The organism is Mycobacterium shunyiense (genome assembly GCF_058270075.1).
This window is the reverse complement of record NZ_JBZDPU010000018.1, coordinates 138,276-163,431: the sequence shown is the minus strand read 5'-3', so window position 1 is coordinate 163,431 and position 25,156 is coordinate 138,276. Positions and strand designations below refer to the sequence as shown.

At 67.6% G+C, this 25,156-nt stretch carries 18 protein-coding genes and 3 pseudogenes; 2 read left to right on the top strand and 19 right to left on the bottom strand.

Annotated features, from left to right (window positions below):
- Positions 1-31: 31 nt before the first annotated feature.
- The 4 genes from AC4ELH_RS23715 to recO are packed head-to-tail and all read right to left on the bottom strand — an operon-like array spanning position 32 to position 2,561.
- A complete protein-coding gene (locus tag AC4ELH_RS23715; RefSeq protein WP_498887038.1) occupies positions 32-436 on the bottom strand; it encodes an NUDIX hydrolase in 405 nt (134 codons plus the stop codon).
- Complete coding sequence (locus AC4ELH_RS23710) at positions 433-879, bottom strand: hypothetical protein (RefSeq protein WP_491841337.1); 447 nt, start codon at positions 877-879, stop codon at positions 433-435. Before AC4ELH_RS23710 ends, AC4ELH_RS23715 begins: the two co-directional genes overlap by 4 nt.
- 1 nt (position 880) lies before the next feature.
- On the bottom strand, positions 881-1,771 hold the full coding sequence (locus tag AC4ELH_RS23705) for a decaprenyl diphosphate synthase (RefSeq protein ID WP_491841336.1): 891 nt from the start codon (positions 1,769-1,771) through the stop codon (positions 881-883).
- Positions 1,710-2,561, bottom strand: a complete 852-nt coding sequence (recO, locus tag AC4ELH_RS23700; protein WP_491841335.1) for a DNA repair protein RecO — start codon at positions 2,559-2,561, stop codon at positions 1,710-1,712. Before recO ends, AC4ELH_RS23705 begins: the two co-directional genes overlap by 62 nt.
- Positions 2,562-2,624: 63 nt before the next feature.
- On the opposite strand from recO, the gene AC4ELH_RS23695 reads away from it, so the two are divergent.
- A complete protein-coding gene (locus AC4ELH_RS23695) occupies positions 2,625-4,124 on the top strand; it encodes an amidase (protein WP_491841334.1) in 1,500 nt (499 codons plus the stop codon).
- 16 nt (positions 4,125-4,140) lie between these two features.
- On the opposite strand, the gene era is transcribed toward AC4ELH_RS23695, so the two are convergent.
- The 11 genes and pseudogenes from era to hrcA all read right to left on the bottom strand — a co-directional run bounded on the left by era (position 4,141) and on the right by hrcA (position 13,204).
- Complete coding sequence (era, locus tag AC4ELH_RS23690) at positions 4,141-5,040, bottom strand: GTPase Era (protein ID WP_491841333.1); 900 nt, start codon at positions 5,038-5,040, stop codon at positions 4,141-4,143.
- Positions 5,037-5,354 (bottom strand): cytidine deaminase-like protein, encoded by a 318-nt coding sequence (locus AC4ELH_RS23685; RefSeq protein WP_491841332.1) that lies wholly within the window; start codon positions 5,352-5,354, stop codon positions 5,037-5,039. The genes era and AC4ELH_RS23685 overlap by 4 nt, the downstream gene beginning before the upstream one ends.
- On the bottom strand, positions 5,347-6,639 hold the full coding sequence (locus AC4ELH_RS23680; protein ID WP_491841331.1) for a hemolysin family protein: 1,293 nt from the start codon (positions 6,637-6,639) through the stop codon (positions 5,347-5,349). The genes AC4ELH_RS23685 and AC4ELH_RS23680 overlap by 8 nt, the downstream gene beginning before the upstream one ends.
- Positions 6,636-7,172 carry an rRNA maturation RNase YbeY gene (gene ybeY / locus AC4ELH_RS23675; protein ID WP_055115434.1) on the bottom strand — a complete coding sequence of 179 codons (537 nt, stop codon included), beginning with the start codon at positions 7,170-7,172 and terminating at the stop codon, positions 6,636-6,638. Before ybeY ends, AC4ELH_RS23680 begins: the two co-directional genes overlap by 4 nt.
- A pseudogene (locus tag AC4ELH_RS23670) lies at positions 7,169-7,510 on the bottom strand (PhoH family protein); the annotation flags it as partial. The pseudogene AC4ELH_RS23670 and the gene ybeY, both read right to left, overlap by 4 nt.
- A gap of 255 nt (positions 7,511-7,765) precedes the next feature.
- Positions 7,766-8,233, bottom strand: a pseudogene (locus AC4ELH_RS23665) (LAGLIDADG family homing endonuclease); the annotation flags it as partial.
- Between the two features lie 351 nt (positions 8,234-8,584).
- Positions 8,585-9,295 (bottom strand): annotated as a pseudogene (locus tag AC4ELH_RS23660) (PhoH family protein); the annotation flags it as partial.
- Between the two features lie 164 nt (positions 9,296-9,459).
- Entirely contained in the window at positions 9,460-10,182 is a 723-nt protein-coding gene (locus AC4ELH_RS23655; protein WP_498887033.1) for a hypothetical protein, read from the bottom strand.
- Positions 10,183-10,220: 38 nt separating this feature from the next.
- The gene (locus tag AC4ELH_RS23650; protein WP_498887031.1) at positions 10,221-10,970 is read right to left on the bottom strand and encodes a 16S rRNA (uracil(1498)-N(3))-methyltransferase; all 750 of its coding nucleotides are present in this window, start codon (positions 10,968-10,970) and stop codon (positions 10,221-10,223) included.
- A gap of 16 nt (positions 10,971-10,986) precedes the next feature.
- Positions 10,987-12,129: a molecular chaperone DnaJ gene (gene dnaJ / locus AC4ELH_RS23645; RefSeq protein WP_498887029.1), complete on the bottom strand. Its 1,143-nt coding sequence runs from the start codon at positions 12,127-12,129 to the stop codon at positions 10,987-10,989.
- 43 nt (positions 12,130-12,172) lie between these two features.
- Positions 12,173-13,204 (bottom strand): heat-inducible transcriptional repressor HrcA, encoded by a 1,032-nt coding sequence (gene hrcA / locus AC4ELH_RS23640; RefSeq protein ID WP_491841326.1) that lies wholly within the window; start codon positions 13,202-13,204, stop codon positions 12,173-12,175.
- Positions 13,205-13,410: 206 nt separating this feature from the next.
- Between hrcA and AC4ELH_RS23635 the strand changes: the two genes are divergently transcribed.
- Positions 13,411-13,725 carry a type II toxin-antitoxin system VapB family antitoxin gene (locus tag AC4ELH_RS23635; RefSeq protein WP_003879636.1) on the top strand — a complete coding sequence of 105 codons (315 nt, stop codon included), beginning with the start codon at positions 13,411-13,413 and terminating at the stop codon, positions 13,723-13,725.
- A gap of 13 nt (positions 13,726-13,738) precedes the next feature.
- Here AC4ELH_RS23635 and AC4ELH_RS23630 read toward each other — a convergent pair whose 3' ends face one another.
- From AC4ELH_RS23630 to AC4ELH_RS23615, 4 genes are read right to left on the bottom strand one after another with little or no spacing between them, the layout of a single operon-like run.
- Positions 13,739-13,951: an MbtH family protein gene (locus tag AC4ELH_RS23630; RefSeq protein ID WP_498887027.1), complete on the bottom strand. Its 213-nt coding sequence runs from the start codon at positions 13,949-13,951 to the stop codon at positions 13,739-13,741.
- Complete coding sequence (gene mbtG / locus AC4ELH_RS23625; protein ID WP_498887025.1) at positions 13,929-15,284, bottom strand: NADPH-dependent L-lysine N(6)-monooxygenase MbtG; 1,356 nt, start codon at positions 15,282-15,284, stop codon at positions 13,929-13,931. The genes AC4ELH_RS23630 and mbtG overlap by 23 nt, the downstream gene beginning before the upstream one ends.
- Positions 15,281-19,705: an amino acid adenylation domain-containing protein gene (locus tag AC4ELH_RS23620; RefSeq protein ID WP_498887023.1), complete on the bottom strand. Its 4,425-nt coding sequence runs from the start codon at positions 19,703-19,705 to the stop codon at positions 15,281-15,283. Before AC4ELH_RS23620 ends, mbtG begins: the two co-directional genes overlap by 4 nt.
- Positions 19,702-25,155: an amino acid adenylation domain-containing protein gene (locus AC4ELH_RS23615; protein WP_498887064.1), complete on the bottom strand. Its 5,454-nt coding sequence runs from the start codon at positions 25,153-25,155 to the stop codon at positions 19,702-19,704. Before AC4ELH_RS23615 ends, AC4ELH_RS23620 begins: the two co-directional genes overlap by 4 nt.
- Between the last annotated feature and the right edge of the window lies 1 nt (position 25,156).

The window sequence follows — 25,156 nt, the reverse complement described above, 5'->3', positions numbered from 1 at the left end:
ACTTTCCGCCATGGCGCTTCACGCAGGGACGCTAAGCCCGATCGCGGACCAGCGCGAACACGGCATCGCGGGTGAGTGGCGCCAACTCGACGTCACCGGGCGCGTGGGGGTCGATCCACGTCATCTCGTCGATCTCGGCCTGCGGCCGCGGCTCGCCGTCCAGGCTCACCCGGTAGAGCCACGCATCGACTGCGTGGCCGGGTTCATTGGCGGCGGGTGCGGTGAAGTGGCCGAGTTCTTCGGCCGCCGGAACATCAAAACCGACCCCGAGCTCCTCGCGAACCTCCCGGGCCAACGCCTCGATCGGCTGCTCCCCCGGCTCGATCTTTCCGCCGGGCTGCATGAACGCCGTCGTACCGCGTTTGCGGACCACGAGTAGCCGGTTGTCCTCACCGAGCACCACGGCCGCGACGATGCGGATGACCGGCCGGCTCACGACATCAGGTCCCGACGCACGTCGGCGCCGGTGGCCAGGACCATGAGGATCAGGGTGCGCAGTGCGTCGTCGGTGAGCCCGGCCGCCGGGAAGTTGTAGCGCAGCATCACGTCGGCCACCTTCTTGGCCGGCCGCTTACGTGCCGCACCTTTGGGCGTCGCGCCGTTGGTGGGAGTGTCGACCAGCTTCTCCACCAACACCACGGTGCCCAGCATGGTCTTACTGGCATGGTCGGACACGCGTTCGCGAATCTTGTTGTCAAGCGGCAGATCCCATGCCAACGGCTGAGTCAGCGAGACCATCTCCAGGTCCTCGGCGATGGCCACGACCCGCACCGAGGCCACCGAACCGTCGACCGTCACGGTCAGCGCGTCGTCGTCTTCCTCGACGACCGACATCACCTCGCCGAGCGCCGAGGACAACTGCTGCAGGAGGCCGGGCATGTCAGGCCCTGCCGAAGCGACGGTTGCGGTTCACGTACTCCTCGCAGGCCGCCCACAGGTCGCGTCGGTCGTAGTCCGGCCACAGCTTGTCCTGGAACACGAACTCGGCGTACGCCGACTGCCACAGCAGGAAGTTGCTGGCCCGCTGCTCCCCCGACGTCCGGATGAACAGATCCACGTCTGGGATGTCGGGGCGGTGCAGATGCTTGGCGAAGGCCGCCTCGGTGATCCGGCTCGGGTTGATCTTGCCCTCGGCAGCTTCGGTGGCCAGCGCCTGCGCGGCCTCGACGAGTTCGGTGCGACCGCCGTAGTTGACGCAGTAGTTGACCGTGATGACGTCATTACCGACGGTCATCTGCTCGGCGATGTCGAACTCTTTGATGACGCTGCGCCACATCTTGGGCCGCGACCCCACCCAGCGCATGTTCACGCCCATGGCGTTGAGATTCTCCCGGCGGCGACGCACCACTTCCCGGTTGAACCCCATCAGGAACCGGACCTCTTCGGCGCTGCGCTTCCAGTTCTCGGTGGAGAAGGCGTAGACGCTCAAGTGTTTGATGCCCAGTTCGATGGCACCGCAGGTGATGTCGATCAGCACGGCCTCGCCCATCTTGTGGCCCTCGGTGCGGCCGAGACCACGCTGGGTGGCCCATCGACCGTTGCCGTCCATCACCACGGCGACGTGGTTGGGTACCTGATCCGCCGGGATGCGAGGCGCGACGGCCTTGGACGTGTGTTGGGGCGGGCGGGCGAAGCGGCCGTTGGTGCCGGCCGGAATCTCGGGGAAGACGACGGGCCAGGTCGAGGTGTCCGGAAAGACCGGATAGTCCTCAGGCGCCGGGGGCAGCTGTGGGTAGGTTGTTTTGCCCTGCTTGTCCCGCTTCAAAGCCATGGGTCATATCCTGCCTGACCAGCGTGGCGCGCTGCTCGGCGACTGTCCGATCGATCCGGTACACCCGCTCGACCAGAGGCAATGTCCGCAGCTGGCGCTCCAGGTGCCACTGCAGGTGCGCGGCGATCAGCCCGCTGGCCTGGCTGCGATGCGTCGATGAGGACGCCTCGGCGTACTCCCAGTCACCCTCGTGCAGCGCCGACATCAGTTCCAGCACGGGTTGGGGCGGAGTACTGGATCCGCTGGGCCGGCAGTGCACGCACACACTGCCGCCGGCGGCGACGTGAAATGCCCGGTGCGGGCCCGGCGTGGCGCAGCGGGCGCACTCGGTCAGCGCCGGCGCCCACCCGGCGATCGTCATCGCCCGCAGCAGATAGGAGTCGAGCACCAACTCGCGGGCCCGGCGACCGTCGGCGACGGCCCTCAGTGCGGCCACCGTGAGCCGGTGCAGGTCGGGCATCGGTGCCCGCTCCTCCCCGGCCAGCCGCTCGGCGGTCTCCAGCATCGCGCACGCACTCGTGTAGCGGCCGTAGTCACTGACGATGTCGGCGGCGAACGCGTCGATGGCCTGCACCTGGGTGACGATGTCGAGGTTGCGCCCCGGATGCAGCTGCACGTCGATATGGGCAAACGGCTCCAGCCGCGCGCCGAACTTGCTGCGGGTACGCCGAACGCCCTTGGCCACCGCGCGCACCAAACCATGGTCGCGGGTGAGCAGGGTGACAATCCGGTCGGCCTCGCCGAGCTTGTGCTGGCGCAGCACCACCGCCCGGTCCCGGTACAGCCGCATCGTGACAGTGTCGCACCATGGCCGGACAGGTTCCGTTACGCATCGCCGATATCCTCGAAAGTGATGGCCAAATCTGCGACTTCTGCTCCTTTTTCCCGCAAGCCCCCCGCCCGGTTCCCCACCCTGACCAATCAGCTCTATCAACTCGCCAGCGGCGCAGTCACTTCTGAGCAACTGGTACAGGAGTCGCTGCACGCCATCACCGCGAGCCAGTCCACCCTCAACGCATTCCGCGTCGTGCTGACCGAGCAGGCGCTGGCCGACGCCGCCAAGGCCGACACGGCTCGCGCAGCCGGCAAACAACTCCCACTGCTGGGAATCCCCATCGCGGTCAAGGATGACGTCGACGTCGCCGGGGTGCCCACCCGGTTCGGCACCGACGGCTCTACCCGCGTCGCCACCGACGACGCCGAGGTGGTGCGCCGGCTGAAGGCTGCCGGCGCGGTGATCGTCGGGAAGACCAATACCTGCGAGCTCGGACAGTGGCCGTTCACCGGCGGGCCGGGGTTCGGCCATACCCGCAACCCGTGGTCGCGCAAGCACAGCCCGGGCGGATCCTCCGGCGGCAGTGCCGCGGCCGTCGCCGCGGGCCTGGTGGCCGCGGCCATCGGATCCGACGGCGCGGGCAGTGTCCGCATCCCCGCCGCGTGGACGCATCTGGTCGGCATCAAGCCGCAGCGCGGACGCATCTCCACCTGGCCTCTGCCCGAGGCGTTCAACGGCATCACCGTCAACGGGGTGCTGGCTCGCACCGTCACCGATGCGGCCCTCGTGCTCGACGCCGCATCCGGTAACGCCGACGGTGATCTGCACAAGCCCGCGCCGATACAGGCCGCGGAACACGTCGGCCGCGCCCCCGGGCCCCTGCGGATCGCGATGTCGACGAAGTTCCCGTTCACCGGCTTCCGGGCCACACTGCACCCAGAGATTCGCAAGGCGCTGCAGACCACCGCCGACCACCTCGGTCAGCTCGGTCACACCGTGGAGGAAAAAGACCCCAACTACAGCCTGCGGATGTCCTGGGACTTCCTGGCCCGCTCCACCTCCGGCCTGCTGGACTGGGCCGACCGCCTGGGCGACGTGGTCTACGACGAGCGCACCGCCACCAACATGAGGATCGGCCGGCTGCTGTCACAGGACATTCTGCGCAAGGCCCGGGCACACGAGGTCGCCGCGCAGCGCCGCATCTCCTGGATCTTCAACCTCGTCGACGTCATCATCGCGCCGACCACGGCCCAACCACCACCGCTCACACACGAATTCGACCGCCGCGGTTGGTCTGCCACCGAACGCGCCTCGATCGCCGCCTGCCCGGTGACCTGGCCGTGGAACCTGCTGGGCTGGCCCTCGATCAACGTGCCCGCCGGCTTCACCTCCGACGGGCTGCCGATCGGCGTCCAACTGATGGGGCCGGCCGACAGTGAGCCGTTGCTGATCTCGCTGGCCGCCGAACTGGAGGCGATCACCGGCTGGGCCGCCGAGCAACCCGACATCTGGTGGACCGCCCCGTCGCAGACCGATGCGTCCCAGGCTGCCGCCGCGATCAACGCGCTCGACGGGTAGTTCGAAGGGCGAGGGCTCAGAAGCCCAGCCGGCCCAGCTGCTTCGGATCGCGCTGCCAGTTCTTGGCGATCTTGACCCGCAGGTCGAGGTAAACCTTTGTGCCGAGCAGCTTTTCGATCTGGGTGCGGGCGGCCGTGCCGACCTCGCGAAGGCGCGCCCCGCCCTTGCCGATCACGATGCCCTTCTGGCTGTCACGCTCGACGTAGAGGATCGCGTGGACGTCGATCAGATCGTCACGGCCTTCTCTCTCTTCGACTTCCTCGATGACAACAGCCAGCGAGTGCGGCAGCTCGTCACGCACACCTTCCAGTGCGGCCTCGCGGATGAGCTCGGCCATCAACACTTCCTCGGGCTCGTCGGTGAGCTCGCCGTCCGGGTAATAGGCAGGCCCCGGCGGCAGTTTGGAGACGAGGACATCGGTGAGCACATCGAGTTGTTCGCCCGCGGTGGCCGAGACCGGCACGATGTCGGCATCCGGCCCCAGGAGTTCGCTTACGGCCATCAGCTGTTCGGCGACACGATCCTTGGGCACCTTGTCGATCTTGGTGACGACGGCAATCAGGGTGGTCCTCGGCGCCACAGCGCGGATCTGCTGATAGATCCAGCGGTCCCCTGGGCCGATGCGCTCATCGGCCGGAATGCACAGACCGATCACGTCGACCTCGGAGTAGGTGTCCTTGACCAGGTCGTTGAGCCGTTGCCCGAGCAGGGTGCGCGGACGGTGCAGGCCGGGGGTGTCGACCAGGATGATCTGGAAGTCGTCGCGGTGCACGATGCCGCGGATGGTGTGCCGGGTGGTCTGCGGGCGGTTCGAGGTGATCGCGACCTTCTGGCCCACCAACGCATTCGTCAGGGTCGACTTGCCGGTGTTGGGCCTGCCGACGAAACAGACGAAGCCGGAACGGAATTCGGTCATGATGGGTTTCCCGCCCGATCGGTGACGATCACCGCGGCGTCCGAGGACAGCTCCCGCACCGCGGCGACACCTGCGTCGTCGGCGGAGCCGCCGACCAGCACCGCGGCCTCGATTCCGGTGGCACCGCTGGACACCGCAGCGGCCACTGCCGCCTGCAGGGCGGTCAATTGCAGCGCCGCGAGGGTCACCGGGGCGCCGGCGTAGGTGCGACCGTCCTGGTCGCGTACCGCCGCACCGGCGGGGGCCTCGGCGCGGCCCATCGCGCCGCGGGCCAGCACGACGAGCTTGCTGTCTTCCGCGTCGAGCTCAGTCATCGCTCTCCTTGTTCGTCGGTTCGGCCGGGGCGACCAGAACTGTGCCGATCCGCACCCGACCACGGTGGTCGGAACCGCCCTCGGCGCGTAACCGTAGACCGTCCCAGGTGACTTCGGCGCCGGGCAGCGGCACCCGACCCAGTTCGAAGGCGACCAGGCCACCGACGGTGTCGACGTCGAGATCCTCGTGGGGCTCCATTTCGTAGAGCTCGCAGAGGTCTTCGAGCGGCAGCCGCGCCGACACGCGGTACCGGCGCTCACCCAGGTCCTCCACCGGAACGACCTCGCCGGCGTCGTACTCGTCGACGATCTCGCCCACGATCTCTTCGAGCACGTCCTCGATGGTGACCAGGCCGGCGATCGCGCCGTACTCGTCGACCAGCAGCGCCATGTGGTTGCGGTCGAGCTGCATCTCCTTGAGCAATTCGTCCAGCGGCTTGGAATCCGGGACGAACACCGCCGGGCGCATCACTTGCGCCACGTTGGTGTCACGACCTCCGTTGGTCGAGTAATAGGTCTGCTGGACAAGGTCTTTCAGGTAGACGACGCCGACGATGTCGTCGACGTTCTCACCGATCACCGGGATGCGGGAATGCCCGCTGCGGACCGCCAATGACGTCGCCTGGCCTGCCGACTTGTCGCTCTCGATCCACACCATCTCGGTACGCGGCACCATGACCTCACGGGCCGGCGTGTCGCCGAGTTCGAACACCGACTGGATCATCCGGCGCTCCTCGTCGGCGACGACGCCGCGCTGCTGGGCCAGGTCGACGACCTCCCGCAACTCGATCTCGGACGCGAACGGGCCGTTGCGAAAACCGCGGCCGGGAGTCAAGGCGTTACCGATCAACACCAGAAGGCGGCTGATCGGAGTGAGCAGCACCGAGATCGCCTGCAGCGGCAACGCCGACATCAGCGCGATGGAATAGGCGTTCTGCCTGCCGACCGTGCGCGGGCCGACACCGATGGCCACGAAACTCGTCACCACCATGATCGCGGCAGAAGCCACCAGACCCCATCCGACACCGAGATGCCCGTCCAGGAAGGACGCCAACAGCACGGTCGCGGTGATCTCGCACGTGATCCGAAGCAGTACAACAAGATTGATGTAGCGAGGCCGTTCAGCGACCACCCGGCTGAGCCGGGCCGCACCCGGACGTTCCTCGCGGACCAGTTCTTCGATGCGCGCGATCGACACGGTCGAGAGCGCGGCGTCGATGGCGGCGAACAGGCCACCGAACGCGACCAGCACCACGGCACCTAGCAGCGGAAGTAAGCCCGTCACGGTTCGTCGAAATATCGGGACTTGTCGAGCAGCCGCTGGTCCTTCTCGCTCTGCCGGTCGGCGTGGTACGCCTCGACCTGATCAGCTACCCACTCCTCGAGAAGCTGACGCTGCAGCGCGAACATCTCTTTTTCCTCGTCCGGCTCGGCGTGGTCGTAGCCGAGCAGATGCAGCACACCGTGAACGGTCAGCAGGGCCAACTCCTGACCGAGCGAGTGCCCCGCCTTGGCCGCCTGCTGCTCGGCGAACTCCGGGCACAACACGATGTCACCGAGCATGGCCGGTCCCGGCTCGGGCGCATCCGGCCGACCCCCGGGCTCCAGCTCATCCATCGGGAAACTCATCACATCGGTCGGACCGGGCAGGTCCATCCACCGCATGTGCAGGTCGGCCATCGCCGCGCTGTCCAGCAGCACCATGGACAGCTCAGCCGCCGGGTTCACATCCATCTTGGCGATGACGAAGCGTGCGACGCTGATCAGCTCGTCCTCGGACACATCGATGCCCGACTCGTTGGATACCTCGATGCTCATGATCGACGGGGCCGTCCGTTCGACGAACGGCGTTGGGCACGGTTGAGCAATGCCGGCTCCTCATGTCGGGCATAGGCGTCCACGATCTCGGACACCAGGCGGTGTCGGACCACGTCGGCACTGGTGAGTTCGGCGAAGTGGATGTCGTCGATACCGTCGAGGATGTTCATCGCCGCCCGCAGGCCGGAGGTGTTGCCGCCGGGCAGATCCACCTGCGTGATGTCGCCGGTGACAACGACTTTGGATCCGAACCCGAGACGGGTCAGGAACATCTTCATCTGTTCAGCGGTGGTGTTCTGCGCCTCGTCGAGGATGATGAACGCGTCATTCAGGGTGTTGTGGGTGAGAAGGAAATCCTCGGTGATGTAGAGCGAGTCCGCCGCCGCCACGCTGATGCAGACGGCTTCTTCGGTACCCTCCGGCTCGATCCGATCGATGAATCGCATTGGCCGACCACCACCGGTCTCGTCGTACTTCGCCGCCTTACGGGTCAGTCGGAACGGTGCCACACCTTCGGGCAGGCGAATATCGAGAATATGGGCATCACAACGATGATGAACCTCGCGCCCCCGGGCTAACCCGGGTTTACGCCCCGCAGCTTTCCGCGTCCGCACATAGACCACACCGCCCAGCGACTCGACGAGAAAGACGACGTCGTCACGCAACTGGTCGGACGCGGTCGTGTATTGGACACGACACGTCCGGCCGCCCTGTGTGACCGGACCTCCATCGGTATCGAGCAGACCCTGCAACACAGCCAAGCGGACTTCCGCCGTATTGAACAGGTAGTCCACCGGAACGAACTTGGTGTCCGATTTCTTGCCGGACAAGCCGAGCTGCCGCACGACACCGGTCACCGGGTTCTCGATCGTGACGACCTCGCCGGGCGTGGTGATCCGGTTCAGCACATAGTCGATGTCGGTCTTACGTCGCACCGTGATGCCCGGTATCAGGCGTTCCAACGCGTCCGCCAACTCCGGATCTTTGGTCGCAAAGGTGGGCGTCGCTCGGCACGAGAAACATCCGTCACCCAGCAGCAGCCCAAGGGCATAGGGATCCATCGGCACGGACCGTCGCTCAAACTCCACCGGCGAGCTCAACAACGGAAGCTCGTATCGGTGGGCATGAGCCGCACGAAGATTCCCGATCATCTCTTTTGTCTCGAGCACGCGGGCCGGCTTGTTCCGGCGCCGGTCCGAAGCCGTGTACACCGCCCACAGGTGATCGCCGGATGCAAGGGTAGATGCACCGTCCTGGGTGAAGACCCGGTAGATCTCCTTGAAACCCTGAGGGTAGACACCCGTTACCTCTGTCGGTGACCCGTCAGAGCCGATCACGAAGTCGCCGACTTTCAGCTCGCCTATCGGACGGAATCCATTGGGCGTCAACACATTTGCGAACAACGGCTGCGCTCGTCCCCGCATATATGCCAGCGGCGCGACCTCGATTACCCCGGCGCTCATCAGCTTCGGAATGAGCTCGGGATCCATCATGTCGTGCAGTGCGTCGTACAGCGGCCGCAGGTACGGGTCGATCTTCTCGCTCAACGTGCCCGGCAGGAAGCCGAGGCGCTCACCTGCCTCCACCGCGGGGCGAGTCAGGATGATCCGGTTGACCTGCTTGGTCTGCAAGGCGCTAACCGCCTTGGCCATCGCCAGGTAGGTCTTGCCGGTACCGGCCGGGCCAATGCCGAACACGATGGTGTGCGCATCGATTGCGTCGACGTAGCGCTTCTGGTTCAGCGTCTTGGGCCGGATGGTCTTGCCGCGGCGGCTCAGGATGTCGAGCGTGAGCACCTCGGCCGGGGACTCGTCCTCGGCGCCGGTGAGGATGGCGACGCTGTGTCGCACCGCCTCGGGGGTCACCGCCTGGCCGCTGGAGGCTACGGCGATCAACTCGGCGACCACGCGCTCGGCTAGTGCCACGTCGGCTGGTTCGCCGGTGAAGGTGATCTCATTGCCGCGCGCGTGGATATCGGCAGTCAGAAGTCTTTCGAGTGCCCGCAGATTCTCATCAGCCGAGCCGAGCAGGCCCACGATGATGTCGGGCGGAACAGTGATGCTGCTGCGGACCGATTCCGATGCGGTGGCCGACGAGTCAGCGGTCGTGTCGCGGGGCGTCACGTGGAGTTTGTGCCTGCTTTCCGTGTTTTCCTGACGGCCGGCTGCCGTCGTACTGTGGCCAGTTTACCGCTGGTCAACGACACGCCCCAATGGTTAAGCGGGCTGACGCCGATCAGAGCTGCGCGGTTAGCGGCCCCGGCTGGCCGGCCGGGTGAACGCACAGGTCAACCGGCGAATTCCGTCATCTTTGCCTCCACCTCGGTGCCATCCGGCTCTCCGTAGAGCTTGTCGGGAACCCAGTCGAAGAAACTGACCGACGGGCACTCACCGGCCGGGCCGTCCACCGTGCCCAGGCTTTTGATGAACCTACCGGTCCTGGCTTCACGGACCTCGATCTCGTACTGGACGGAGTAATGGTCGATGGTGACCGGCTTGTCCCACGCACTCGACTCGCACTGCCCCGATTTCACCTCGGTGTCGGTTTTGCGTGACAGGCAGGCGACAATGTTGATCTCCGACAGCTCCTCACCACGCTGGTCGGCAACCTCGTACCACGAACCATCCTGCATGCCCTGGAAAAACCCGATGTATTTGTACGGCTGGGCATAGGACGCGGCGTTGCTGACCGAGCCGTCCTTACACACGATCTTGAAATCGCTCGGCCATTCGGCCGTCGTCGGGTTCGCCGCGCGTTGTTCATCGCTCACTGCACCGTTTCCGCTCTTTGACATCTTCACGATGAGCAGCAAGGCACCGAACGCAGCGATGACGGCAACCACCACGACGCCGACGATGAGTCCCGAACGACTCGACGGAGGCGGAGGCGGAGGAACTTGCCATGGCTGCCCCTGATAGGGCGCCCAGTGCGGCTGCTGTTGCCCGTATGGGGGCTGCTGCCCGAAGGGGGGCTGACCGTACGGCGGCGGGCCTTGCGGCGGAAAACTCACCAGTGGAGCGTAATGCCTGGCCAGGCCGACCGTCGGCGCTAAATCGCCCAGCGTCCGGTCAGCGCACCGATCGCGCCCAGCGCGACGGCTGCGGCCGTCGAGGTCCGCAGGACGGTCGGGCCCAACCGGACGGCTTTCGCTCCGGCTGCGGCGAACGCGGCGATCTCTTCGTCGGCGATGCCCCCTTCCGGCCCGACGATGAGCATCACTGAATCCGCCTGGGCCAGCGGCAGTTCGGCCAGCGGCTCGGTGGCAGATTCGTGCAATGCGAGCACCACTGCACCGGCGGCCACGGCGTCGGCGACGCGCTGGGTGAGCGCAGCCGTGGACAGCAGGCCCTCGACTGACGGGATGTGGGGACGGCGGGACTGCCGGGCCGCGGAGCGAACCACCGCCTCCCAGCGGCGCAGGCCCTTCTCCACCTTCGGGCCTTCCCAGCGGGCCACACACCGAGTTGCCTGCCAGGCGACGAACCCGTCGGCGCCGGCCTCGGTCGCCAGCTCGACGGCCAGCTCGGAACGATCGGACTTGGGCAGCGCCTGCACCACGGTGACACTCGGGCGTGCGGCCGCGATGTCGACCTGCTCGATCACCCGCGCCGACAACCAGCCCTTGGCGGTGTCCTCGACGACACAGTGGGCCAGTGTTCCGGCACCGTCGCTCAGGTCTATCGGTTCGCCGACCCGGATGCGTCGGACGTTGGACGCGTGAAAGCCCTCGTCGCCGTCGACGACGGCGAGCTCCCCCGCGCCCGGTAGCGCGTCGACGTAGAAAAGCGCTGAGCTCACGTGGCAGCCCGCGGCGTCAGCGGCCGGTGAACGTCTCGCGCAAGCGGCTGAACAAACCGCCGGAACTCGCGGAGGCCTGCGTCGAGCGCACCTCCGCGACGTCGCGGGCCCGGTTCTCCTTCAGCTTGCGCAGCAGGTCGGTATCGGTGCTGTCCAGTCTCGACGGCACCACCACATCGATGTGGGCATGCAGGTCACCGCGGACCCCGGACCGCAGATGCGGCATACCGTGCCCGCGCAGTGTCGTCACCGCACCGGGCTGGGTACCGGCCGGAACGGTCAGTTCGGTCGGCCCGTCGAGGATCGCGTCGACGGTCACCGTGGTGCCGAGGGCGGCGTCCACCATCGGCACCGAGATCGTGCAGTGCAGGTCGTCGCCGTCGCGGACGAATGTCTCGTGCTGCTTCTCGTGGACCTCGACGTACAGATCGCCTGCCGGCCCGCCGCCGGGTCCGACCTCACCCTGCGCGGCGAGTCGCACCCGCATGCCGTCGCCGACCCCGGCCGGGATCTTGACGCTGATCTCACGGCGGGCACGCACCCGGCCGTCGCCGCCGCAGCGGTTGCACGGATCGGGGATGACCTCACCGATTCCCCCACATACGGGGCACGGACGGGTCGTCATCACCTGTCCCAGCAGCGAGCGCTGCACGGTCTGGATCTCGCCACGGCCGTCGCAGGTGTCGCAGGCGACCGGCTTGGAATTGCCGTTGGTGCCCTTGCCCTGACACAGGTCGCACAGCACCGCGGTGTCCACGGCCACCTGCTTGGTCACGCCGGTGGCGCACTCCGAGAGGTCCAACCGCATGCGCAGGAGTGAATCGGCGCCGGGCCGCACCCGGCCGATCGGTCCGCGCGACGAGGTTCCGCCACCGAAGAACGCCTCGAACACGTCGCCTAGCCCGCCGAACCCGCTGAACCCACCGGGCGCGCCGCCGACCGACTCCATCGGGTCGCCGCCCATGTCCACGATGCGGCGCTTCTCCGGATCCGACAGCACCTCATAGGCGACCTGGATCTCGGTGAACCGGCTCTGGGCTTCCTCGTCGGGATTGACGTCGGGATGCAGCTCACGCGCCAATCGCCGATAGGCACGTTTGATCTCTGAATCGCTCGCGCCCTTGCTCACTCCGAGCAAGCCGTAATAATCGCGTGCCACGCTGACCTTGCCTGACCTTTCTGTGCCGGATCGACCGGCTGCCTTACCGAGTACCTAGGACTTCGCCGATATAGAGAGCAACCGCCGCGACATTGGCGATCGTTCCCGGGTAGTCCATTCGGGTGGGACCGACCACACCCATTCCGCCGTACACCTTGCCCGAGCTGCCGTACGTGGTGCTCACCACCGACGTTCCCAACATCTGCTCGGCCTCGGTCTCATGACCGATCCGCACAGTTACCTTGCCCGCTTCCTGCTGGGCCGCCAACAGCCGCAGGACCACCACCTGCTCTTCGAGCGCCTCCAGCACCGACCGCAGCGATCCACCGAAATCGGCGGTGTTGCGGGTCAGGTTGGCGGTACCGCCCAGCAGCAATCGCTCTTCGGTGTGCTCGACGAGCGTCTCGACCAGAACTGTCGCCGAGCGGCCGACGGCGTCCGCCAGTGCCCCGTGACCGTTGAGGTGAGTGGCCAGATCGCTCACTGCGACCGACGCCGCTGTCAGTGGCTTGCCCTCCAGCGCCTGCCCCAGCATCTCGCGCAGTTTCGACAACTCATGCTCGTCGATGGCATCACCGAGCTCCACGATACGTTGATCCACCCGGCCCGAATCGGTGATGACCACCAGCAGCAACCGCGCCGGCGTCAGTGCCACCACCTCGAGGTGACGCACAGACGACGTGGAAAGCGTCGGGTACTGCACGATCGCGACCTGACGGGTCAGCTGCGCCAGCAGCCGCACCGCGCGCCGCAGCACGTCGTCCAGGTCAACCCCGGACTCCAGGAAGGACAGAATCGCCCGGCGCTCCGATGAGGACAACGGCTTGACGTTGTCGATCCGGTCGACGAACTCGCGGTAGCCCTTCTCGGTGGGCACCCGCCCCGAGCTCGTATGCGGCTGGGTGATGTAGCCCTCGGCTTCGAGCACCGCCATGTCGTTGCGGACCGTGGCGCTCGATACGCCGAGGTTGTGACGGTCCACCAGAGTCTTGGAACCGATCGGCTCCTTGGTGGCCACGAAGTCGGCGACGATGGCGCGCAGCACCTCGAAACGACGCTCGTCGGCACTCCCCACCTGTTCACCTACCCTTCGCAGCAGCGACGTGTGCATTTAGCTCGGTTCATTTTACTGACCAGCAGCAGGTTTACCGATTCTGCGGTGACAGGTCCGCACCAGCACGCCGAGCGACACCGGCGCCTGCGCTTACCCACAAGCGTATTAACCTAGGCAACTATGCCGATGGCAACACCGCGCGCTACTGCGACGGAGGCGGGCCGGCGATGATCTTCAAGGGCGTCCAAGAGGGCAAACCCTACCCGGAGCACGGGCTCTCCCACCGGGACTGGTCCCGCATCCCGCCGAGGCAGCTGCGCCTCGATGAGCTGGTCACGACCACCACGGTGCTCGCCCTCGACCGGCTGCTCTCCGAAGACTCGACCTTCTACGGCGACCTGTTTCCGCACGCGGTGAAGTGGCGCGGCGACATCTATCTGGAGGACGGGCTGCACCGGGCGGTGCGTTCGGCGCTGCGGAACCGCACCATCCTGCATGCCCGGTTGTTCGACATGGACGCGCTCGCCCCCAACCCGGTGTGAGTCCGGTTACCCGCTAGCGGGCCAGCGCCTCACGCAGGCTGCGGGGCCGAATGTCGAGCCAGTTCTGCTCGACGTAACTCAGGCACTCGGCCCGGCCGGCCGGACCGAATACCACCCGCCAGCCCGCGGGCACCTCGGCGAATGCCGGCCAGAGGCTGTGCTGATCCTCATCGTTGACCAGTACGCAGAACGCGCCGTTCTCGTCATCGAACGGATTGGAACTCATCGAGTCTCCTCATCGAGGGGTGTACCAGGTTCGCACCCAGTACCCGGTCGGACAGCAGGCCGAGACAACTCAGGTTCGGGAACCCGGGGCCCTGGGTGAGCCCGGCCAGCCCCGGCAGGAACAACTTGGGGAACACATCGGTCAGAGCCAGGTCATGGCCGATGTGCTCCTGCAGCGAATCACTGCTCAGCGGACCGCCGAGGCCGAGCTCGAGCAGGTCGAGCGCATCCTGGCTGAACAACGGGGCGAACCACAACGCGTCGGCGCCGGACCCGTCGATCACCAGGTCGAAGCCGTGGACCGTCTCGACCGCTTCGCCGCCGGTGTTGGTCGACAGTGTCAGGCGGATCCGCTCGTCGCGGGCCACTGCATGGGCGACCCGGCCCCGCAGGTGACGGATGCGGTCATCGGCCAGCAGGGCATCCTGCACCCGCGCCGAGAACACCCCACGATCGGTGCGGGCCAAGGCATCCCGGCGCTCGGCCAGGGTCAGCCCGGTCCACCCGGTCGGATCGGAGAACAGCGTGTTCTCGAAGAATCCCTCGCCGCGGGTGAACAGGGTGACCGTCGGTGAGATCACGGTGATCGTCGAAACTCGGTGGCGGAACAGCTCGTTGAGCATCGAAGCGGCCGTCTCGCCGCCGCCGATCACGGCGACCCGCTCCGCGGTGATCATCTCGTGCTTGCCGGCCTGATGCCAGAACTGGGCAATCGACATCACCCGGGGGTTGCCCGGCAGCACCGAACGCTCGGCCTGACCGGGCCCCGTGATCATCAGGCCGTCGGCGCACACGGTGTCCTCGGCGGTGCGCAGCACCCAGCGGTGCGCACCTGTCGAACTACCGGCACCGCCGGCGTCGGTTGAATTGCCGGCACCGCCGGCGTCACCATCGACCGAGATCTGTTCCACCTCACCGAGAACCACGTTCATCCCGACGTCCTCGGCCACCCAGCCCAGATACTGGCTCCAGCGCCGGTGGGTCGGTGCGGGCCGGCCGCGGTCGACCCATTCGGCGAATCCGCCTGTGGCGATCAGGTAGGCCTGCCAACTGTGCCGGGTCATCCGTTCGTCGAGTTCGGCGTTACGCCGCGACACCAGAGATGACCGGTAGGGGAAACCGACGTCCTTCTCGGGACCGGTGCCGAGGCGATGGTTGCCATCGGTCCAACCACCGACGGCCTGCCAGTTGGCGGCCACCCCGGCACGTTCGACGACGACGACCTCGGGGGCCGGCGCGCCCATCGCGCGCAGTTCGGCGGCCTTGGCCGCCACCGCGATGGCCTTGGGACCGGCACCGATGACGGCCAGGGTGGGGGCCGATGGGGTACTCATGGGGTCACCTCTCGCAACACCTCTCGTAACGCGTCCAACCACATCTCCTGCAGGGTGGCGATGTCCTCGGCGGACAGAATGTCGGGCACGGTCCGCCACTGGGTGCCGAGCACGGCCGACCCGTCGCGGTCGATCACCGCGGCCATGATCGTCAGCTCATGGCGCACAGCGACATTCGGTTCCGGAATCGGGGTTACGCCGGTCACCAACGACCGGTCCTGCAGCAGGGCGTGATCGGATGCATCCAGTTCGATCCGGCCCAGATAGTTGAGCAGTACCTGCGGATCCCGATGAGAACCCAGTCGTTCGGCGGTGTCGTCGCGCAGGTAACGCAGCAGCCCGTAGTCGATGGCATCGCCAGGGATCGCCGCCACCTGCGCGGCCACCCCGTGGGCGTCATCGGCACTCAGACGCAAAGGGTAGATCATGCTGAGCAGCCCGGCGGTATCGCCGGTGTCCACCTCGTCGTGGTCCGACACCACCACATCCGACCTGCCGTGGGTCTCCATCGCCAACAGTGGCGCCGAGGTCGGCTGGCCGCGGTGGCGGCGCCAATCGGTCAGCGCCCGAGCGGTTGCCGCGGCCAGCACCTCGGTCACCGGCACTGCGCCGGTGAGCAGTCGGGCCGTCACGTCGGGTTCGGCGAAGGCCATCTTGACGGTCACACCGGCCATCCGGTCGGAGGCCGGATCGACCCGGCGCGCCCCGATGTCCGGGTCGTCACCATCGAACTGCCGCTCCCAGAAGCCGCAGGTGTCGAGCGTGGCAGCGCGCTCGGACAGCAGCCGGGACCACTGCCGCAGCGAGGTATGTTCCCTCACCGGCAGCGGTTCCCTCCCGGAAGCCAGTGCATGCCAGGCATTTTCGAGCTCACCGACCAGGATCCGCCACGATGCGGGGTCCAGTGCCAGCACATGGGCGGTGAGGATCAGCAGCCCACCCTGCGTCTGCGGGTGATGCAGCCACACCGCATCGAGCATCGACCCGTTCTCAGGATCGAGGCGTTGCACCGAGAGGTCGGCCTGTTCGGCCACCGCGGCATCGAGCTCACCCGAGCCGGTCGCCTCCGAGAGCACCTCACCGCGCTCATGAGGGACGAGCGTCAGGGTCTCCAGGTCCAAACGGGTGCGCAGCACCTCATGTCCGTCGATCACATTGCGCAGCAGGGTTTCCAGCTGAGCCCGGGTGATCCCGCCGGGCAGCCGGAACACCTCGGTCTGGGCCAGCCGACGAGGGTCGCCGTACTGGTACAGCCAGCGCCCATTGGGCAGCAGCGGGATCGGGGTGGTTTCGGGTACGGCGTGGTCGGCCGCATCTCGGTCCTGCGCGACGGCGTCGGCATCGGCATCGATCGCGGCCGCGAGCTCGCGGACCGTTGCACAATCCAGCATCAGGCGGGCACGCAAGGCCACGCCACGGCGCCGCACAGCCTGCACCACCGACAGGGCCACGATGCTGTCCAGCCCGAGATCGAGGAAGTCGGCGGTCACGTCCACGCCCGCGCCGTCAGTGGTCCCCAGCACCTCGGACAGCACCTGAGCCAGCAGCCGCTCGGTGTCGGTGGCGGGGTGCTCGGCCCCTTCCGAGCGGCCGCCGGTACCCAGCGCCGCCAGCGCAGCGTCGTCGACCTTGCCGTTGGTGGTCAGTGGAATCTCGTCGACGGCCACGATGTGGTGCGGCACCAGATGCCTTGGCAGAGTGTCGGTCAGCATCCCCCGCAACTCGGTGACCGGGGTGTCGGTGACCACATACGCGATCAGGCGCGGCCCGCTGCGGTGCTGCCGTACCGCCACATGGGCATGCCGCACCCCGGGATGGGCGTGCAGCGTCGCGGCCACCTCCCCGGGCTCCACCCGAAAACCACGGATCTTGACCTGATCGTCGCTGCGGCCGAGAAACTCGAGGGCATTCGAGTCGACCCGTCGGCGCACCACGTCACCGGTGCGGTACATCCGGGCACCCGGCGTGAACGGATCGGCGACGAACCGTCCGGACGTCTCCCCTGGCCTGCCGAGGTAGCCGCGGGTCAATTGGCCACCGGCCAAATACAGTTCGCCGCACACGCCGTCAGGGACCGGGCGGAGCCAGCCGTCGAGGACGTAAGCCGCGGTCGACTCTGTGGGACGTCCGATACCGGGCTGCGGATATTCGGCAATCGACGCGACGACGGCTTCCACCGTGGTCTCGGTCGGGCCGTAACAGTTGTGGGCCGACATCCAGGTGCGCTCGCATTCGGCCTGGATCCCCTGCCAGGTGACGGTGTCGATGGCCTCGCCGCCGAGCGCCAGCACCGCCAACGGCACCTGGGTGAGCAGGCCGGCGGCCCGCAGGGATGCGAACATCGACGGCGTGGTGTCGATCATGTCGATGGCGAAGCGCCCGATGGTCTCCACCAGAGCCTCGGCGTCGCGCTGCACCTCGTCGGAGACGATGTGCACGGTGTGCCCGTCGAGCAGGGCTGCCAGCGGCTGCCAAGCCGCATCGAACGTGAACGACCACGCGTGGGCGACGCGCAGCGGACGACCGAGGCGCTCGGCCGCCGGCCGCAGCACCTGACGGGCATGGTCGGCGCAATAGGCCAGCAGCGCCTGATGGGTTCCGATGACGCCCTTGGGTTTTCCGGTCGTCCCCGAGGTGAACACGATGTAGGCGCCCTGCTCGGGATACACCGGTGCGGGCCGGTAGTCGGTGTCCGCTCCGGAATCGACAGATGCCAGCAGGGTTTCGTCGACGACCAGCGCGTGTCGGCCTGAGCCGATCTGGCGGAGGATCTCGGCAACCCGCTCGTCGGGCATGGCCGGATCCAGTGGCACGATCAGCGCGCCCGCCTTGAGCACCGCGAGCATCGCCACCACGTAGTCGGGCCCACGACGCAACCGGATCGGGACCGGAATCTCGACGGACACGCCACGGCGGACCAGCTCGGCAGCCAGGCGGTCGGCCGCCTCGTCGAGTTCGCGATAGCTGAGCTCTCCCCCGTCCCAGCTCAGTGCCACCGAACCGAGGCGCTCGGCGGCGGTCTCGCTGAAACTGGTGTGGAAACCACCGTCGCGCTGGGTGATCGGTGGCGCACCGACGGGCCGAGGCTCGTCATCGAGGGTGACCGCGACTTCGCGCAGCGGACGCTCCCAGCTGTCCAACAGCCGCTGGACCACGGTCAGCACCCGCAGTCCCAGAGCCCGCGGATCGAGCTGTCCCAGTGCCCCGTCGAGGGTTTCGACGAGCACCGTGAGCCGGCCATGGGTGGGATGCGCGGCGATGGTGACCGGGAAGTGGGACAGGCTCTCCAACGCCGCGGGCCGCAACACGGCCTCACCGAGAGCGAACTCGTCGCTGCCGACCAACCCGCCGGGCGGGAAGTTCTCGTAGACCAGCAGAGTGTCGTACAGCTCGCCGATCCCACCGAGTGAACGCAACTCGGTGTGGCTCAGGTAGCTGTGCTCGCGCAGCTCGGCGGCCTCCCGCTGCAGCGCCAGGCACTGACCGCCGACCGGAAGGCCGGGGTCGACCCGGACCCGCAGCGGCACAGTGTTGATGAACAGGCCGACCATCGACTCGACACCGGCCAGCTCGTCCGGGCGGCCCGACACCGTGACGCCGTACACCACGTCGGTGCGGTCGGTGAAGACCGAAAGAATTGTCGCCCAAGCCATCTGGAACAGCGTGTTGACTGTGACGCCGCGTTTCCGGGCGGCCTCGAAGATCGCGGCGGACTGTTGCTCGTCGAGGGTCACCTCGGTGCGGGCCGGCAGACCCGGCTCGGCCGCCCGTCCGGACAACGCCGGCGACAACAAGGTAGGGGCGTCCATGCCGTACAGATGTGCCTGCCACCGCGCCCGGCTGTCCGCCTGATCGCGCCCGGCCAGCCAGCCGATGTAGTCGCGATACGGGCGCACCGCCGAGGGCAGCGCGGTCGCGTCTCCCTTCGCCCCGTAGAGCGCGATCAGCTCACCGACGAACACCGGCAGCGACCAGCCGTCGATCGCGATGTGATGGGCGACGATCACCAGTCGCCAGCGTTGCCCGGGCTTTTCGATGAGTAGGAATCGGATCAGCGGCCCTCGACCCAGGTCGAAGCGCCGGGCACGTTCCTCGGATTCCAGGGCGAGCGCCTGCGCGTCATCGGCCTGCACGTGCCGCCACGGCAGTTCGACGGCCGACGGGACCACTGCGACGGGGCGGCTCAGGTTTCCCTGGAAGAAGCTGGCCCGCAGGTTCGGATGGCGCACCAGCATGGCTTCGGCACTGGCCCGCAGCAATCCGGCGTCCACTGCCCCGTCGATGTCGGCGGCCATCGCGATGAGGTAGGGGTCCGCCCCCTCGTCTCCTTCGGTCAGCCCGGCCAGCGAGTACAGCCCCTGTTGCAGCGGGCTGAGTGCCAGGACGTCCTCGACGCCGGGCGGCGTTCCCGTGGTCGTCATGTCGAGATCCCCTGGTCCTGTCCCCATCCCGCGGTCAACGCGGCAAGCTCGTCGGGCGACAGGCCCGAGGCGGACATCGGCTCATGGTGCACGTCGGCGGTTGCGGTGCCGTCGTCGTCACCCGCGCGGTCGATCGCGGCGGCCAGATCCGCGAGCCCGGGATGTTCGAACACCATGCGGGCCGTCATCGCCACACCGGCATCCCTGGCCCGCGCCGCGAGTTGCACGGCCAGGATGCTGTCGCCGCCGAGGGTGAAGAAGTCGTCGTAGCGGCCCACGTCGGTGGCACCGAGGAGGGTCACGAGCATCGCCGCCAGCGTCACCTCGGTCGGGGTGGCCGGCGGCTCGGCGGGCGCCGTCGTGGTGAGGCGCGGACGGGTCAGCCCGGCAGGCTCGATGCTGTCGACGACCGTCAGCACCGCACCGACGAATTCCTCTGGCAGCGCAGCTCGCACGGTCTCCAGGACGGTCTCGGTGTCCACGGTTCCGGGCTCGAGGACCAAGTAGCCGGCCACGGTGATGGCACCGCGAGTCTCCCAATGCCGGGTCGCCGCGGCGGCCACCCCGTCGACCCCTTCCAGGACAGCGTGCAGACGCGGTTCACCGGTGGTGATGGGCTCCAGCCGGCCGTCGACGGTCCAGCGGGCCCGGTCCCCGGTGCGATACAACCGCCCGTCCCCGAAGGGGTTGGGCGCGAAGCGATCGGCACCGACGCCGGTGGCCGCGCCGGCTGCCTCGTCCACCGCACCGCCGGCGTAGTAGACATCACCCACGACACCGATGGCCACCGGTTGCCGCCATTCGTCCAGCAGGTAGACGCGATCTGCGCCCTCGGTCTGCGGCAGCCCGGCCGGCGGCACCGCCTTGCGGCTCCAGTCATCGACCAGCAGGTCGCGTTCTGCCGTATCGAGCACCGCGATGTCGCGCACCGTCTGGTCGGCATCACCGGCGAATGCCCCGACGATGCGGTGCAGCCAGTCCACGAGGCGCGCTGCGGTGGCCGCCTCGTAGAGCTCGGTGCGGTAGATGACGGTGGCCCGATATCCGGCACCGGCTTCGGCGAAGAAATTGAGCGACAGGTCCGCATGGGCCACGTCGAACGTGGGTTCCAGTGCGGTGAAAAGGGTTTCACCGTCGGCGCCGGTATCGATGACCTGACTTGCCGGCAGGTCCTCACGCACGTGCACCACCACACCGAAAAGCGGATTGCGTGCCAGCGAGCGCACCGGGCTGACTGCGTCGACCACCCGGTCGAACGGCAGGTCCTGGTGCTTGTAGGCCGCCAGCGCCATGTCACGGGAACGCCGCAGCACCTCCCGCAGAGTCGGGTTGCCGGACAGGTCGTTGCGCAGCACCACGATGTTGATGAAGAACCCGATCAGCGCGTCGAGCTCAGGTGCGGTGCGTCCGGCCACCGGTGTGCCCAGCGCGATGTCGGTGCCCTGCCCGGCTTTGTGCAGGGCGATCGCAACGGCGGCCTGCAGCACCATGAACTCGGTGACGCCGAGTTCACGGGCGAGTTCGACGAGCTTGTCCCGGACGCCCACGTCGATGGTGAAATCGAGCGCCTTACCCTCTCCGGTCGGCACCGGCGGGCGTGGAAAGTCCGGTTGCAGGCCGTTCTCGATGTCATGGTCCGCCGACAGACCGGCCAGTTGCCTTGTCCAGTAGTCGCGTTGCTCGGCGATCCGCTCGTCCGCGCCCGAAAGCACTTCGGCCTGCCAGTCCGCGAAGTCGGCGTACTGGACCGGTAGCGGTGCCCAGTCGGGTGCCGTACCGGCCCGGCGGGCGTGGTAGGCGGTCATCAGATCGGTGAACAACACTGCGCCCGACCAGTGGTCGGCAGCGATGTGGTGCACGATCAAAGACAGCACGTGCGCACCCGGAAAGGACAGCACCGCCGCCCGGATCGGCCACTCGTTCTCCAGGTCGAAGCAGTAGCGCCGCTCGGTATCGAGTTCGCCCTGCAACCAGTCCTCACCGGAGCCGTCGGCGCGGCGAACCGTCACCGGGGCCGCGGGATGGATGACCTGGTAAGGGACACCGTCGATTTCGCGGTAGGTGGTGCGCAGGATCTCGTGTCGGGCAACCACATCGCCGACCGCCGCTGCCAGTGCCTCGACGTCGCAGGGTCCGGTCAGCCGGGCCGCGAAGGGCACGTTGTTGACCGGGTTGGGTCCGTCGATGCGGAACTGGAACCACTGCCGGTGCTGGGCCGCCGACATCTGCGACGGTCCGTTGTGTTGTGCAGCCACGATCGGGGGCAGACCAACGCCGGTGCCCGAGGCCTGCCCTTCGTCGACCCGAGCGGCCAGACCCGCCACCGTGGCGTTCTCGAACACGTCGGCCACCCCGAGGTCGACCCCGAACCGGGCCCGTACCGCGGCAACCAGTTTGGTGGCCAGCAGGGAGTGACCGCCCAGATCGAAGAACGAATCGTCGGCGCCGACACCGTCCCGCTCGAGCAGTTCGCCGAACAGAGCGACGATCTCGTGTTCGGTTTCGGTCTCCGGCGCGCGGAATTCGGTGGCCGAACGGATCTCCGGTTCGGGCAGTGCCCGACGATCGATCTTGCCGTGCGCGGTGATCGGGATCTCGGCCAGCTCGACGAACGCGGCCGGGATCATGTACTCGGGCAGCGCGGCGGTCACCCTGGCCCGGATACGGTCGATCTCGACCCGCTCGGCACCGGCGGCCGGCGTGATGTAGGCGACCAGGCTCTTGCCCAGCGACGGCAGATCGCTGACGACCACGACGGCCTGCCCGACCGACGGGTCGACGGAAATGGCCGAGGAGACCTCACCCAGCTCGATTCGGAAGCCACGGACCTTTACCTGCTCGTCGGCGCGGCCGACGAACTCGATGTCACCGTCGGCGTTCCGCCGAGCCAGGTCACCGGACCGGTACATCCGTCCGCCGGGATTGAACGGGTCGGCGACGAACCGTTGGGCGGTGAGTCGCGGGCGGTCGTGATACCCGTGCGCGACATGTGTTCCGCCGATGTAGATCTCGCCGATCACGCCGACCGGAACGGGCTGCAGCGCGTCGTCGAGCAGATGGATCGTGGTGTTGATCTTCGGTGTGCCGATCGGCACGATCCGGGAGCCCTGCTTGCCCTCCACCTTGTAACGGGTGCAGTTGAGCACCGTTTCGGTGGGTCCGTAGAAGTTGTGCAGCAGGGAATCGAAGGTGGCGAGGAACTTGTCGGCGATCTCGCCGGGCAACGCCTCGCCACCGATCGGCACGCGCTGCAGCGTGCGCCACTCGTTGACACCGGGCAGCGACAGGAACAGTCCGAGCAATGACGGGACGAAGTGCATCGAGGTGATGCCCTCGTTGCGCAGCAGATCGGTGAGGTAGCCGATGTCGCCCAGGCCGCCCGGCTTCGGGATCACCAGGCGCGCACCGGCGGCCAGCATGCCGAAGATCTCGCCGATCGACACGTCGAAGCTCTGCGAAGCCACCTGCAGCAGGCGTTCGTCCTCGGTGACCTCGTAATCGCCGCCGAACCAGACGAAGTACTCCGCGATCGGCCGGTGCGGCACCGGCACGCCCTTGGGCAGGCCGGTGGACCCCGAGGTGTAGATCAGGTACGCGGTGTTGTCGGGGCCCAGCGGGCGGATCCGCTCGGTGTCGGTGGGATCGGTGGCCGGATAGTTCTCCAGGCCGCCGACCGGCTCTCGCAGAATGGTTTTCGGGTCGGAGTCGGAGAGAATGTAGGTGAGTCGGTCTTCGGGGTAGGTCGGGTCGACCGGCAGGTACACCGCACCGGCCTTGACGATGCCCAGTGCCGTGATGACCAGCTCGGGCGACTTCTCCAGCAGCACCGCCACCCGGTCCTCGGTGCCGATGCCCTGCTCGATCAGCCAGTGCGCCAACCGGTTCGCCGACTCGTTGATCTCGCGATAGGTGTAGTGGCGACCCTCGTAGACCACCGCGACGGCATCGGGGGTACGGGCAGCCTGCTCTGTGACCAGCGCGCCCAATGTGGTTGCCGGCGTGTCGAACTGCTTACCGGTTGACACCGAACGCATCCACTCGGCGTCCTCGGCGGTGAACAGGTCCAGCGCGGCCAGCGGCCGGTCGGGCTCGGCGAGCGCACAGTCGAGCAGCACGGCAAAGTGCCGCAGCATCTGGGCGGCGAGGTCGGCATCCAGCACCTCGGTGAGATGTTCGGCCTCCACCACCGCACCCTCGGCGTCGAGTTCGACCATGAAACCCAAGGGCAGCTGGGTGTGTTGGCCGCGCAGCTCGGCGCGTTCGCACGTCACGCCGTCCGGGCGGAAGCCGCCGCCGTCGGGCTCGCGGAACCCGAAGCTCACCCGTGTCATCCGCTCGGCACCGTGGCGCCGGTCCGGGTTGAGTTCGGCCACCACCCGGTCGAGGTTGACCCGCTGATGTGTGAAGGCACCGATCGCGGTGTCGCGCGTGGCCTCGACCAGGTCCCGGAATCCGAGCGTGGCCTGTGGTCGCAGTCGCATCGCCACCGTGTTGCCGTAGTAGCCGATGGTTTCGTCGGTGTCGCGGTTCAAAACCGGGGTGGCGACCAGGAAATCGTCGGTGTGGGTGTAGCGGTGGATGAGTGCACCGAACGCCGCGAGCAACACCATGTAGGGGGTGGCCCCGGTGTCGCGGGCCAGTGCCGCCACCTGCCGGACGGTCTCGGCCGACAACCTGACCGTGCTGCGCTGGGAACGAAAACCGCTGGGCACCACCGAACCCGCGGGGCCCGGCAGCTCCAGCGGCTCCGGCGGAGCGGCCAGCACCTCGCGCCAGTACGCCAGATCCGCATCACCGTCCGGAGCCTCGGATACCGGGACCCGCGGAGTCTCGCCGAGCTGCGCCCCGCTGTACGCCCGGGTCAGGTCGGTGAAGAACACCCGCCACGAGCCGTCGTCCCAGGCGATGTGATGCGCCACAAGCAACATCACGTGTTCGCTCGGGCCGGTCTTGATCAATGTGATCCGCACCGGCGAGTCGCTGCTCAGGTCGAAGGCCGTGCCGAATTCACGCTGAGCCAGCACCTCGAGGCGCAGCTTTCGCGCCCGCTCGGACTTGTCGGACAGGTCGTGCACCGTCCACCCCGGGGCCAGGTCATCGTGTACCGTCGCCGTCGGCTCGCCGTTCTCGTCGGCCCGGTAGGTGGTGCGCAGGATCGGATGCCGCCCCGCCACCGCAATCAGCGCTTCGTGCAGCCGCTCGGCGTCGACCACGCCGTCGAGCCGGTAGGACAGGCAGATGTTGAGCAGGACCCCGCTCGGATCGAAACCCTGCACGAACCACATCCGCCGCTGCCCGTCCGACAGCACGGTGGGATCGACCGGCACGCCCGCGTCCGCCTGTCCGGGCTCCCCCGATGCTGACGCGAGGCCCCGCTCGGCAAGCCTGCGCCGCATCAGCTCCAGACGCGCGTCGGAGGTGCGGGGGGCAGCCGAATCGGCACTAACCATG